Source organism: Streptomyces sp. NPDC006487 (genome assembly GCF_042870555.1).
GTDB lineage: Bacteria > Actinomycetota > Actinomycetes > Streptomycetales > Streptomycetaceae > Streptomyces.
Window position 1 is genome coordinate 40,879 of the sequence record NZ_JBIAHN010000014.1, and the last position, 13,278, is coordinate 54,156.

General features: G+C 72.0%; 9 protein-coding genes. 4 read left to right on the plus strand and 5 right to left on the minus strand.

What is annotated here, in order from left to right; translation table 11 throughout:
- Window positions 1-182: 182 nt before the first annotated feature.
- Entirely contained in the window at window positions 183-989 is an 807-nt protein-coding gene (locus tag ACFYM0_RS24805) for a LuxR C-terminal-related transcriptional regulator (RefSeq protein ID WP_388504989.1), read from the plus strand.
- 61 nt (window positions 990-1,050) lie between these two features.
- Here the strand turns inward: ACFYM0_RS24805 and ACFYM0_RS24810 are convergent, their stop codons facing one another.
- The gene (locus ACFYM0_RS24810; RefSeq protein WP_388504991.1) at window positions 1,051-1,992 is read right to left on the minus strand and encodes an EamA family transporter; all 942 of its coding nucleotides are present in this window, start codon (window positions 1,990-1,992) and stop codon (window positions 1,051-1,053) included.
- 196 nt (window positions 1,993-2,188) lie between these two features.
- On the opposite strand from ACFYM0_RS24810, the gene ACFYM0_RS24815 reads away from it, so the two are divergent.
- Window positions 2,189-3,145, plus strand: coding sequence for a LysR family transcriptional regulator (locus ACFYM0_RS24815; RefSeq protein WP_388504994.1), 957 nt, complete (start codon window positions 2,189-2,191; stop codon window positions 3,143-3,145).
- Window positions 3,146-3,155: 10 nt separating this feature from the next.
- Window positions 3,156-5,036: a glycoside hydrolase family 3 protein gene (locus tag ACFYM0_RS24820; protein ID WP_388504997.1), complete on the plus strand. Its 1,881-nt coding sequence runs from the start codon at window positions 3,156-3,158 to the stop codon at window positions 5,034-5,036.
- A 36-nt stretch (window positions 5,037-5,072) separates the two neighbouring features.
- Here the strand turns inward: ACFYM0_RS24820 and ACFYM0_RS24825 are convergent, their stop codons facing one another.
- The 3 genes from ACFYM0_RS24825 to ACFYM0_RS24835 form a co-directional block, all read right to left on the minus strand.
- Window positions 5,073-6,542: a S28 family serine protease gene (locus ACFYM0_RS24825; protein ID WP_388505000.1), complete on the minus strand. Its 1,470-nt coding sequence runs from the start codon at window positions 6,540-6,542 to the stop codon at window positions 5,073-5,075.
- Between the two features lie 84 nt (window positions 6,543-6,626).
- Window positions 6,627-7,028 (minus strand): hypothetical protein, encoded by a 402-nt coding sequence (locus ACFYM0_RS24830; RefSeq protein WP_388505003.1) that lies wholly within the window; start codon window positions 7,026-7,028, stop codon window positions 6,627-6,629.
- A gap of 108 nt (window positions 7,029-7,136) precedes the next feature.
- Entirely contained in the window at window positions 7,137-8,729 is a 1,593-nt protein-coding gene (locus ACFYM0_RS24835; protein ID WP_388505005.1) for an aldehyde dehydrogenase family protein, read from the minus strand.
- A 99-nt stretch (window positions 8,730-8,828) separates the two neighbouring features.
- Between ACFYM0_RS24835 and ACFYM0_RS24840 the strand changes: the two genes are divergently transcribed.
- Window positions 8,829-9,383 (plus strand): EF-hand domain-containing protein, encoded by a 555-nt coding sequence (locus tag ACFYM0_RS24840; protein ID WP_388505008.1) that lies wholly within the window; start codon window positions 8,829-8,831, stop codon window positions 9,381-9,383.
- 2 nt (window positions 9,384-9,385) lie between these two features.
- On the opposite strand, the gene ACFYM0_RS24845 is transcribed toward ACFYM0_RS24840, so the two are convergent.
- Window positions 9,386-13,243: an ABC transporter ATP-binding protein gene (locus ACFYM0_RS24845; protein WP_388505010.1), complete on the minus strand. Its 3,858-nt coding sequence runs from the start codon at window positions 13,241-13,243 to the stop codon at window positions 9,386-9,388.
- Between the last annotated feature and the right edge of the window lie 35 nt (window positions 13,244-13,278).

Consider the following 13,278-nt stretch of genomic DNA (forward strand, 5'->3'; position numbering starts at 1 on the left):
GACAAGTCCACCCTTTTCCCGTGCCCCGGCTCACCCCTGCCGGAGATCGTCTTTACCGGTACTGCACACAGACACCGGGAACAACCCGCGATACGGCCGCCGCGGCACTCGGCATGACCCCCGGGGAAATAGAGGCGGCCGCGGCGTCCCTGGACACCCTGGGGCTGCTCAGCAGGTGCCCCGTGACCGAGATCTACACCCCGTACCCCGTGGAGCACGCACGCATCAAGGTCCTCAACCCGGCGCAGCACAGCCTGAACGAGACCCAGACCTTCCTCGATCAACTACGCGGGGACTTAGACCTGTTGACGCTCACGACGGCGCACCTTCAGGACGACACGGCACTGGAGTTGGTGCCGGGCGTAGGGGACGTCCGCAAACTCATCGCCGGCCTCGCCGTCGGCTGCCGCACCGAGGTGATGACCTCCCAGCCCGGCGGAGCCCGGGACACCGAGGTGCTCCAGGAGAGCCTGGAACGCACCGAACGCCTGCTGGAACGCGGCGTCCGCATGCGGACGCTGTACCAGCACACGGCCCGGTTCAGCCCGGCCACCGCGTCCTTCGTCGAGCGGGTGGCGCCGCTCGGAGCGGAGGTGTGCACGCTCGCACACGGTTTTCCGCGCTGCATCATCTTCGACAAGGAAGTGGCGATCTTGCCGCTTTCGGACGGCTCCCACGGTGCGGCGGTAACGAAAAACAGCCACCTCGTCTCGTTCCTCGTGGAGGCCTACGAGCGGGCCTGGAGCGCGGCCGAGAAATTCACCTCGGACGACGACCGGCCGGCCCGCGCGGCGATTACCTCGGATATCCAGCAGACGATCGTCTCGCTGCTCATCCAGGGTGAATCGGACAACCGAATAGCGCATGTGGTCGGAATATCGTTGCGAAATTGTCAACGCCACATTGCGAACATCATGAAGAGCATCGGAGCCCGCAACCGGCTGCACGCCGGATATCTGCTGGGCAAGGAGCCTTTCAACGGTGTCTGACCCTCCGTTCGCCCGGGTCGCGGGTCCGGCCCGGGCGGCCGGGGAGCCGTGGGCGTTCCCACTAGCGACCGCCCGCGACCGGAAGCGGAACCGGGCCGGGGGCGGCCGCGGGGGCCTCCGCGCCCTGCACCGCCGCCGCGGGCCGGGGCTTCGAGGGCACCAGCGAGGTCACCGCCACCCCGCCGACCAGCAGTACGGCCGCCACCCAGCGCAGCCCGCTCACGCCCTCCCCGAGCACCAGGGCCGCCGAGCTCATCCCGAAGACGGGTACCAGCAGCGAGAAGGGCGCCACCGAGGAGGCGGGATAGGTGCGCAGCAGGAACCCCCACGCCCCGAAGCCGAACACCGTGGTGATCCAGGCGAGGTAGAGGATGACCCCGGCCCCGCTCCAGTCGAGCCCGCGCAGCGCCGCCAGGTCCCGCTCCGGCCCCTCCAGCAGGAGCGAGAGCCCCGCCAGCGGCAGCACGGGCACCACGCTCACCCACACCATGAAGTTCAGCGCGTCGGGCGGGGAGGCCTTGCGGGTCAGCACGTTGGACACGCCCCAGCACGCGGCGGCGGCGATCACCATGACGAAGCCCAGCACCGGCCCGGAGGCGCCCTCGTCGACGGCGGCCACCGCGATCCCCGCGAAGGCCACGGCCATGCCCGCGATCCGCAGCCGGCCCGGCCGTTCCCGGAGCACGACGGCCGCGAACACGGCCGTGAACACCGCCTGCGCCTGGAGGACCAGCGAGGACAGCCCGGCCGGCATCCCGTTGTCCATCCCGGAGAACAGCAGCCCGAACTTCGCGATGCCGAGGACCACGCCGACCGCGATCACCCACTTCCACGCCACCTTGGGCCGGCCGACGAAGAACACCGCGGGCAGGGCGGCGACCAGGAAGCGCAGGGCGGACAGCAGCAGCGGCGGGAAGGATCCGAGTCCGAACTCGATGACGACGAAGTTGAAACCCCAGACCGCGGCTACGAGGACCGCGAGGGCGATGTGCATGGGTCGCATGACCCGAGCATCGGCTCATCAACCGTTTAGCACCAGCGCGAATGTCTTCAGGGTCGAATGTAGCAATGCTTCATCCAGAGTCCCGCGGCGCCGGCCGACGCGGGCCCGACGCAGGAAGACACGGACCCGGCGCAGGCCGACGCGGGCCCGACGCGGGCCCGGCCCGATCCGGACGGCACGCCCTAAGCTGACCGGCATGCTCGACCTCTCCCGGCTGCGCGCCCTGCACGCCGTCTCCGTCCACGGCTCGGTCGGCGCCGCCGCGGCCGCCCTCGGGTACACCCCCTCCGCCGTCTCCCAGCAGATCGCCAAGCTGGAACGGGAGACCCGCACCACCCTGCTCGAACGCCACGGCCGCGGTGTCGCCCTCACCGAGGAGGCCAAACTGCTGGCCGAGACGGCCCAGCAGCTGATGGCCATCTCCGAGCAGGCCGAGACCGCGCTGGAGGAGTCCCGCGGCCAGCCCATCGGCCGGCTGCGGGTCGCCGCCTTCGCCTCGGCCGCCCGCGGCCTGCTCCCCGGGGTCCTCGCGGACCTGGCCCGGCGTCACCCGGCCCTGGAAGTACGGCTCACCGAGATCAATCCCCATCTCTCGATGGACCTGGTCTCGCGCGGGGTCACCGACCTGGCCGTCACCCACGACTGGGACATCGCGCCGCTGCCCGCCCCCGAAGGCGTGGAGCAGGCCGTGATCGGGGACGACCGCTGCGACCTCCTCGTGCCCGCCGGGCACCCCTTCACCTCGCGCACCGTCATCCACCGCTCGGACCTGGGCGGGCAGCGCTGGGTCTGCCAGCCGCCCGGCCGCGTATGCCACGACTGGCTGGTGCGGACGCTGCGCACGGCCGGGTTCGAGCCCGACATCACGCACGTCGCCGAGGAGAACCACACCATCGTCTCGCTGGTCGCCGCCGGGCTCGGGGTGGCCGTCGTACCGCGGCTGGGCACCGGGACGCTGCCGCCCGGCGCGGTGGCCGTACCGCTGGAGCCGGGCCCCGTACGCCGGTTGTACGCCCTGTGGCGGACCGGGGCGGCCCGCCGGCCGGCGATCACCGAGGCCGTACGGACCCTGCGCGAGCACTGGCCCCTAGTCGCACCCCGTACGGGGGACTCCGCGAGTGTCCCCCACACCGGAGGCCCCGCCCCGCAGTAGCGTCCGGCGCGTGCCGAACCACGCCTCCCGCCGGACCCTGCTCACCGTGGCCGCCGTGGCCGCCGCCACCGCCGCGGGGGCCGCCTCCGCCGCGGTGGGCCCCGCCCGGAAGCCCGACGGCCCGGCCCCCGACGACCCCCGGCCGGGCGACCGCGCACCGAAGCACACCCCGGCCCCCCGGGTCCGGCCGCACGAGACGATGGCGCGGATGAGCCTGGCCGAACTGGTCGGGCAGCTCTTCGTATCGCGGGCGTACGGGCACGCGGCGACCGAGCCCGACGCCGAGGACGCGGCGCTCAACCAGCAGGCGTTCGGCGTGCGCACCCCCGCCGAGCTGGTCGCCCGCTATCACCTCGGCGGGATCGTCTACTTCGGCTGGGCCCACAACACCCGCTCCCCGCGCCAGATCGCCGAGCTCTCGGCCGGGCTCCAGCAGGCGGCCACGGCCCCCGTCAACGGAGCCGCCGGCATCCCCCTGCTGCTCTCCATCGACCAGGAGCACGGCGCCGTGGCCCGTGTGGGCCGGCCCGCGACCCTGCTCCCGGGGGCCATGGCGCTGGGTGCCCTGGCCCTGGGGACCGGCGGGTCCACCGCCGAGGCCCGCCGGGCCGCACGCATCGCGGGCGCCGAGCTGGCGGCCATGGGCATCCGGCACAACTACGCCCCGGTGGCCGACGTCAACGTCGATCCCGCCAACCCCGTCATCGGCGTACGGTCCTTCGGCGCCGACCCGCACGCCGTGGCGGCCCTGGTCTCCGCCCAGATCCGCGGCTACCAGGGCGCCGGGGTGGCCGCCACGGCCAAGCACTTCCCGGGGCACGGGGACACCGGCACCGACAGCCACGTCGGGCTGCCGCTGATGAAGCACACGCGCGCGCAGTGGGAGGAGCTGGACGAGCCGCCTTTCCGGGCGGCCGTGGAGGCGGGCGTGGACGTGGTGATGACGGCGCACATCGTCTTCCCCGCGCTCGACCCCTCGGGGGATCCGGCGACCCTCTCGCGGCCCATCGTCACCGGGATCCTGCGCGAACGCCTGGGCTTCCGCGGGGTGGTGGTCACCGACGCCCTCGACATGGCCGGGGTCCGCCAGAAGTACGGGGACGACCGGGTCCCGGTGCTGGCCCTGAAGGCGGGCTGCGACCAGCTGCTGAACCCGCCGGACCTGGGGCTGGCCGTCCGCAGCGTGCTGGCGGCCGTGGAGTCCGGCGAGCTGACGCGGGCCCGGATCGAGGAGTCGGTGCTGCGGATCCTGGAACTGAAGGCCCGTCGGGGCCTGTTCGACGCGCCGGCGCGGGACGCGGACGCGGCGCGGCAGAGGGAGGCGGTGAACACCGTCGACACGGTCGTGGGCATCCCCGCGCACCTGGCGGCGGCCGGGGAGATCGCGGACCGTACGACGACCCTGCTGGCCAATCCGGTGGGGCTGCTGCCGCTGGATCCGGCGGACCGGCCGCTGCTCCTGGTCACCGGGACCGATCCGGTCTCCCCCACGGGTACGACGGGACCCCCTACCGCGGTGCTGGCCCGGGAGCTGTCCGCGCTGGGCTGCCGGGCGACGGCCCTGCCGCCCGCGCGTGCGGTGGCGGCCGCCCCCGGCAACGCGGCCGTGCTCGTGTGCACGTACAACGTCCCCGAGGGCGAGAGCCCGCAGCGCGAGCTGGTCACCCGACTGCTGGCCACCGGGGTGCCGGTGGTCCTGGTGGCGATCCGCAACCCCTACGATCCGGCCCGGCTGCCGGCCTGCGCGGCCGAACTGGCCACCTACACCTGGTCGGACGTGGAGCTGCGGGCGGCGGCCCGGGTGGTCACCGGGGCCGTACGCCCCACGGGGCGCCTGCCGGTTCCGGTTCCGGGCCGCTACCCGCTGGGCCACGGGCTGGCGTACGGGTAGTCCCCGCACCCCTCCCGCGGCCCCACTGCGGAGCTGCTACGGGCGCAGCATCGGCTCGCGCTCGATGTCGCGCTGGTCGAGCTGCGCGTCCGGCTTCGCCAGGGGCGCCGCCTTCGCCGCACCGGTGGACCCGGCGGCCGGGGCCACTCCGGCCCACTGCAGGATCTTCGCGGTGGCCAGCGCCTTCTCGGCCTCCATGAGCTTGGAGACGTTGGCCCCGTGGTTGGCGCCCGGAGCGGTCATCACGTAGCTGTCGCGGGCCCCGTAGCCGAGGTGGAACGGTTCGGCACCCCACGGGTCGTTCTGCCCGTAAACGAAGAGCATCTGGTTGGCGTTGTTCTTCACCCAGGTGTCCACGTCCCGCATCGCCGCCGGCTGGAAGGTCATCGGGATGTCGCGGGGCACGAAGTTGCGCGGCGGCTGATAGCCGTAGCGGCTCAGGTTGCCCAGGTGGGACTGCTTGATGTCGGGGGAACCGAGCTGGGTGCCCGCCTGGTAGTAGTACGGCGTGTACGTCTCCAGGCCCTGGTCGGCGTAGGCCGAGAAGCCGGAGATCGTGTCGATCGTGTCCCAGATCTCCTGGTCGGTCGCGGTGGCGGCGGCCGGGATGGTGGCGCAGTCGGCGAGCAGGCTGTACTGCCAGAAGGCCCACACGTAGTCGAGCACGACGGCCTCGTAGGCCTTGTCGAGGTTGCCGACGGTGGTGAAGGTCCAGCCGTTCTCGGCGGCGGCGGCCGCGTACTTGGCCTCCAGCGGCTCGCGGCGCACGAGCGCCTCGCGCTGCACGGCGTTCAGCTTGTCGCGGCACTCCTTGGTGCCGACCTTGGCGAAGAACCGGTCGTAGGCCGAGTCCTCCTTGTTCACCACGTCGTTGGGGGCGACGTACGCCACGACGCCGTCCATGTCGCGCGGGTAGAAGCGCTCGAAGTAGGTGGCGGTCATGCCGCCCTTGCTGCCGCCCGTGGAGAGCCAGTTCTTCTTGTAGACCTTCTTCAGGGCGGTGAAGACGCGGTGCTGGTCACTGGCGGCCTGCCAGATGTCGAGGTTCGCCCAGTTGGCCGGGTCGGGGCGGGACGGGGTGAAGAAACGGTACTCCAGGGACACCTGGTTGCCGTCGATTATGGTCGTCGGCTCGCTGCGGCGCGGGTTGGTGTTGACGTTGTAGCCGGAGGTGAAGAACACCGTGGGCCGCGTGACGTCCTTGTGCAGCAGGGTCAGGCGCTGCTTGAAGGTGCCCTTCCACGGCGCGCGGTGATCGACCGGCTGCTCGTAGTTCAGTACGAAGAAGCGGTAGCCGGGGTACGGCTTCTCCTCGATCAGGCTCATCCCCGGGATCGCGAGGATCCGGTCCTTGATGTCTTCCGTGGCGGCCTTGGCATTCGTGACGGTGGCATCCGTGACGGCGGACGGTTCCGCGGCGGTGGCCGCTTGCGCCGTGGTGCCGGCCGCACCCGCGGTGCCGATCAGCACCGCGAGCGACAGCAGCCATCCGAGCTTCTTGCGCATTCACACTCCCCAAGAGTTCACATCGGTCGCCGTGAACCTAGCCGGGGGAACATGCGGCTGAACAGACCTAGTTGGGCCGGTCCATCAGCAAAGGATCCAGCCGGAATCCACCGATCCGGACCCCACGCTCCCTTTTACATACACGCAGCGGTTGATCGCGTGGACCCCGACGGGGCCGGCGTACCGGGTGAAGGGACCCGCGTCGCGCACCGGAAAGCCGCCGCGCGGCTGGATGCTCACCGACATCTGCCGCCGCCGGCCGGGCTCCCTGGCGACCGTCACGGCGCAGGCCCGGTCGCGGGTCTTGTACACGCGCACCTCCCCCGTGGAGAACGGCAGCGTCCGCACCAGGTTCCCGGCGCACCCGCCGGTCGCCGCCTGCGCCGGCTGCGCCGTCAGCAGTCCGGCCACGCCCAGCCACAGCGCCACCGTGATCACCAGAGCGCGGGCGGCCCATCGCCCGTTCCGGTTCCGCGCCTTCGACACCCTGCCCCCATCGGTCGTACGTACAACGTGCGTACGTTCGTACGACGCCGGACCCCCTCGAATGGTTGCGTGGAACAAGAACTCAGCCCGTGGAGCCCGCCCGGCCCGTCATCGCATGACGCCCGCCCCGTGGTCGAAGACCGACTCCCGCGGCCGGACCAGGGTGGCCACGGCGATCGACTGGAGGTGCGTGGTGCGCACGGCGGGCAGGTTGGCCTCGCCGAAGATGCCGCCCGTCGCTCCCGTGCCGCCGTTGTACGGGATCCCCGGCAGGCAGCCGATGTGCGAGTCGTTGACCTTCAGCATGCCGCCGTTGACCACCTCCTCGCAGAACCGCTCGACGACCCGCTCGTCCTGCGTCCACAGGGAGTTGCGCAGACCGTAGCGGTTGGCGTTGAGGAAGCCGATGGCCTCCTCCAGCCGGACCGGCGCCTCGGGCACCACCACGCACAGCAGCGGGAAGAAGGTCTCCTCACGGAAGGCGCGCAGCCGGGCGGCCCCCGCCAGCCCGTCCACCCGGACGACCGCCGGGCGGATGAACGGCCCCGCCGACGAGGGCTCGTCGTCCACGTCCACGAACTCCCCGCCGCACAGCAGTTCCCCGCCGGCCGCCAGCACCTCGCCGAGGACCTCGGTGAACTCGGCCCGCTTGACCACCGGGCTCAGCACCGTGCGCTGATCCTCCGGCGGACCGGGCCGGATCTCCCTCACCTGCTCCACCAGTTCCTTCAGGAGCCGGTCGGCCACCTCCGGATGGACGATGGCGAACTTCGGGGTCATGCAGATCTGCCCGGAGCCGTAGTACCGCTCGCACAGGGCCCGTGCGGCGAGATCGGTCTCGGCGTCGTGCCACACCAGCACCCCGTCGTTGCCCGACAGTTCGAGTACGGGCTTCTTCCCCGCGGCCACGCACTCCCGCTCCAGCTTGAGCCCCTGCTCGGAGCCGCCGAAGAAGACCAGGTCGTCGCAGTCGGGGCTGTCCAGCCACTGGCGCACCACGGCGCGGGCGTGCGTGCAGAGCACGTTGAGGGTGCCGGGCGGGGCGCCGAGCCGCTCCAGGAGCGGCGCCACGATCTCCCGGTAGACGAAGCCGACGCCCAGCGGGGCGGTGGGCGGCGCGTTGACGACCAGGCTGTTGCCCGCGGCGAGCGCCAGCACTCCGTAGAAGGAGTTGGAGGTCGGGGCGTTGCGCGGCGGGCTCAGGCACACCACCCCGTCCGGCTTGCGCACCATGCGGGTCCGCCGGCCGGCCGCGGTCCTCTCGGGCTCCCGCAGCCGTCCGGCGAAGTCGGCCACGGAATCCGGGTGGAAGGAGGCCGCCACGGAGTCCAGCTCCCAGCCGGCCAGCCGTACGGGGTGGCCCTCGGCGACCAGCAGGCCCGTCAGCTCCTCGCGCCGCTCGACCACGGCCCGGTGGATGCCGTGCAGCAGCTCCAGCCGGCCGGCGAGCGCGATTCCCGCCCATCCCGGCTGGGCGGCCCGGGCGGCGGCCAGGGCGCGCAGCCCCTGCTCGGGGGTGGACATGGCCACGCGCCCCGCCAGCAGCCGGTCGTCGTACGGCAGGTCCTCGCCTCGCTCCAGCCGGGCCTTGAGCCCGAGCACCTCGAACGGCTCACGCAGGAGTTGACCCACGCGCGGCCAGTAGATCCATCGGGTGCCCGGCTCCTCGGCGCCGTTGACCCATACCTCGTAAGAGTGCATCCACAACTTCCTAGCGGGATAACGGGAGTTCGTGATCACGCAGGAGATTACGCTAGGTGAACGAAAGACCCCGCACCGTAGCCGTGAAAGGCAACCGATATGACGAACGACCTGCTCGACCGCAAGCTGGACCGCGCCTTCGCCCACCTCGACGTCAACGAGGACCAGGTGATCGACGAGCACGACATCATCGGTCTCGGTTCCCGCCTGCTGTCGGCCCTCGGCGAGCCGGCGACCTCCCCCAAGGCGACCCGGGTGATGGGCGGGCTGGTCGACTTCTGGCAGGAGCTCTTCACCGAGCTCGACATGGACCGGGACGGGAAGGTCACGCCGGAGGAGTACAAGCAGGGCATGAAGCGCCTCTTCCAGGACGACCGCGCGGCGTACGACAAGTCGTTCCGGCCGATGGCCCACGCGATGCTCCTGGTCGCCGACAAGGACGACGACGGCCGGATCAGCCCCGAGGAGTTCCAGAAGGCCCAGACGGCCTTCGACACGAAGCTGAGCCACGCGGACACCGAGGCGCTCTTCACCCGGATCGACGCCGACCACGACGGGTACCTGTCCGTGGACGAACTCCTCGGTGCGGTGCGGGAGTACTACACCGGCACCGAGGAGGACGCCCCGGGCAACCTGCTCTTCGGCGAGCTCTAGGGCTACGCCGCCGCGGCCGGCTCGTCCTCGCCCGCGAAGGTGCGCCACAGCTCGGCGTACCGGCCGCCGCGGGCCAGCAGCTCGGCGTGGGTGCCGTCCTCCGCGACCCGGCCGCGGTCCATGACCACGACCCGGTCGGCGCGCGCGGCCGTGGTCAGCCGGTGCGCCACGACCAGGGTGGTGCGCTTGCCCGCGAGCCGGTCGGTGGCCTGGTTGACCAGGGCCTCGGTGGCGAGGTCGAGGGCGGCGGTGGCTTCGTCGAGCAGCAGCACGTCGGGGTCGACGAGCTCGGCGCGGGCCAGCGCGATCAGCTGGCGCTGGCCGGCGGAGAGGTTGCGGCCGCGCTCGGTGACGGTGTGCAGGTAGCCGCCGTCCAGGGTGGCGATCATGGCGTGCGCGCCGACCGCGTGCGCGGCGGCCTCCACCTGGGCGTCGCTCGCCTCGGGCCGCCCGTAGGCGATGGCGTCGCGGACGGTCCCCGGGAAGAGGTACGGCTCCTGGGGGACGACACCGAGGCGGTGGCGGTAGCCCGTCAGGTCCAGCTCGCGCAGGTCCACCCCGTCGGCGGTGACCCGGCCGGAGGTCGGATCGTAGAACCGGGCCACCATCTTGACCAGCGTGGACTTGCCGGCTCCGGTCTCGCCGACGAAGGCGACGGTCTGCCCGGCGGGGATGCGCAGGCTGATCCCGCTGAGCGCCGGTTCCTTCTCCCCGCGCTCCTCGGCCGTGCCGTACGAGAACTCGACGCCCTCGAAGGCGATCTCGCCGCGCAGCTCGGTGACCGGGCGGGGGTCGGCCGGGCGGGGGGTGCTGGTGGGCTCGCGCAGCAGGCCCTGGATCCGGCCGAGGGAGACGGTGGCCTGCTGGTAGCCGTCGAAGACCTGCGAGAGCTGCTGGACGGGGGCGAAGAACAGGTCGATGTAGAGCAGGTAGGCGACCAGCGCGCCGGTGGTGAGCGTGCCCGCTTCCACCCGGCCCGCTCCGACGATCAGGACGGCGGCGGCCGCCCCGGAGGACAGCAGCTGGACGAAGGGGAAGTAGACCGAGATCAGCCACTGACCGCGGACCCGGGCCTGACGGTACGAGTCGCTGCGCTCGGCGAACCGGACGGCGCCGGCGCGCTGGCGGCGGAAGGCCTGGACGATGCGCAGTCCGGCCACGGACTCCTGGAGGTCGGCGTTGACCAGTCCGACCCGGTCGCGGGCGAGCTCGTAGGCGGCGACGGACTTCCGGCGGAAGAAGACGGTGCCGATGATCAGCAGGGGCAGCGTGGCGAAGACGATCAGCGCCAGCTCCACGTCCAGGACGAGCAGGGCGACCAGGATGCCGAAGAAGGTGAGGACGGAGACGACGGCGGTGACGAGCCCGGTCTGCAGGAAGCTGGACAGGGCGTCCACGTCGGTGGTCATCCGGGTCATGATCTTGCCGGTCAGTTCGCGCTCGTAGTAGTCGAGGCCGAGGCGCTGGAGCTGCGCGAAGATCTTGACGCGCAGGGCGTAGAGCACGCGCTCGCCGGTGCGGCCGGTCATCCGGGTCTCGGCGAACTGTGCGGCCCACTGGGCCAGGACCACGCCGAGTGCGAGGAGGGAAGCCGCCCAGACGGCGCCGAGGGCGGCCGCTTCGACGCCCTGGTCGATGCCGTGCCGGATCAGGATGGGCAGGAGCAGGCCGGAGCCGGCGTCGAGGGCGACGAGGCCGAGGGATATCGCGAGCGGGGCCCAGAAACCGCGCAGCAGGCGGCCCAGGTTGTAGCTGTCCTCGGCGGAGGCGGCGCGGGTCTCGTCCACGTCGGGGGTGTCGGCGGCGGGCGGCAGTGCGGCCACCTGCGCGAGCAGTTCGGGGGTGGCGGACATCCCCGCGGCGGCGGTGGTCTTCTCCTCTTCCTCCTCCTGCCGCTGCCAGAGCTCGGGGGTGATCCCGCCGGCCACCCGGCGCTTGGCGTTGACGGGCTCGGAGTCGATCTCGGCTTCGAGCTCGATGTCCCGCTCGATGTCCCGCTCGAACTCCTCCATCAGCGGCGCCTCGGGCGTCCGCGGGGAGCCCGCGCCCAGCGCGTCCGGGTCGGTGAGCAGCCGCCGGTACAGGGCGGAACGGCGCTCCAGCTCCTCGTGCGTACCCACGTCGGAGAGCCGCCCGTGGTCCAGTACGGCGATCCGGTCGGCGAGCGCGAGCGTGGAGCGGCGGTGGGCGATGAGCAGGGTGGTGCGGCCGGCCATGACGGCGCGCAGCGCCTCGTGGATCTCGTGCTCGACGCGGGCGTCGACGGCGGAGGTGGCGTCGTCGAGGAGCAGCAGGCGGGGGTCGGTGAGGATGGCGCGGGCGAGCGCGATGCGCTGGCGCTGGCCGCCGGAGAGGGTCAGGCCCTGCTCGCCGACCTTGGTGTCGTACCCGGCGGGGAGGGCCTCGATGAACCCTTCGGCCTGGGCGGCGCGGACGGCGGCACGGACCTGTTCGTCGGTGGCGCCGGGGTGTCCGTACGCGACGTTGGCGCGGATGCTGTCGGAGAAGAGGAAGGAGTCCTCGGGCACCAGCCCGATGGCATCGCGCAGGGAGTCGTAGGTCAGCTCGCGCACGTCGTGGCCGCCGACGCGGACGGCGCCGCGGTCGGCGTCGTAGAAGCGCGGCAGCAGCAGCGAAACGGTGGACTTGCCGCTGCCCGAGGAACCGACGAGGGCGACGGTCTCCCCCTCGGCGATCGAGAGGCTGAACCCGTCGAGCACGGGCCGCTCGGGGTCGTACCCGAACCGCACGTCGTCGAACTCGACGGTGGCGGGCGCGTCCGCGGGAAGCTCTCGCTTCCCTTCCTCGATCACCGGCTCGGTGTCGATGAGCTCGAAGACCCGCTCCACGCCGGCGCGGGCCTGCTGGCCGACGGTGAGCACCATGGCGAGCATGCGGACGGGGCCGACGAGCTGGGCCAGGTAGGTGGAGAAGGCGACGAAGGTGCCGAGGGTGACCTGTCCCTTGGTGGCCATCCAGCCGCCGAGGGCCAGCATGGCGACCTGGCCGAGGGCCGGTACGGCCTGCAGCGCCGGGGTGTAGCGGGAGTTCATCCGGACGCCGCGCATCCGCCCGGCGAACAGCCGGCGCCCGGCGTCGCGGAGCTTGCCGGTCTCCTGCTCCTCCTGGCCGAAGCCCTTGACGACGCGGACGCCGGTGACGGCCCCGTCGACGACGGTGGCGACGGCGGCGGCCTGGCTCTGGGCGTACCAGGTGGCGGGGAAGAGCTTCTTGCGGCTGCGCTTGGCGATGAACCAGAGGGCGGGGGCCATGAGCAGCGCCACGACGGTCAGCAGCGGCGAGAGCCACAGCATGATGCCGAGGGATATCCCGAAGAGCAGGAAGTTGCCGATGGTCATGGGCAGCATGAAGAGCAGCCCTTGGATCAGCTGGAGGTCGGTGGTCGCCCGCCCGACGACCTGACCGGTGGACAGCTCGTCCTGGCGGCGGCCGTCGAGCCGGGCGATGGTGTCGTACATGTCGGTGCGCAGGTCGTGCTGAACGTCGAGGGCGAGCCGGCCGCCGTAGTACCTGCGGATGTAGGTCAGCACGTACACGAGGACGGCGGCGCCCACGAGCATCAGGGCCCAGGGCCCCATGGGCTTGCTGTGGTCGCCGATGACATCGTCGAGGATCACCTTGGTGACGAGCGGAACGAGCGCCATGACGGCCATGCCGCCGAGCGAGGATCCGAGGGCCAGCAGCACATTGGCCTTGTACCGCCAGGTGTAGGCGGCGAGCCGCCTCCCCCACCCCTGTTTGCTTCCAGCCGCCGTGTCCGCCGTCGCCGTAGCCACGTACTGCCTCCCCGTTCGTCCTGCCCTGCCGGAAGCGCCAACGCTCCGACCGGCGGATTTCATCCCGCCGCAACAATTCGAACTGGGTTCCGCGGGTT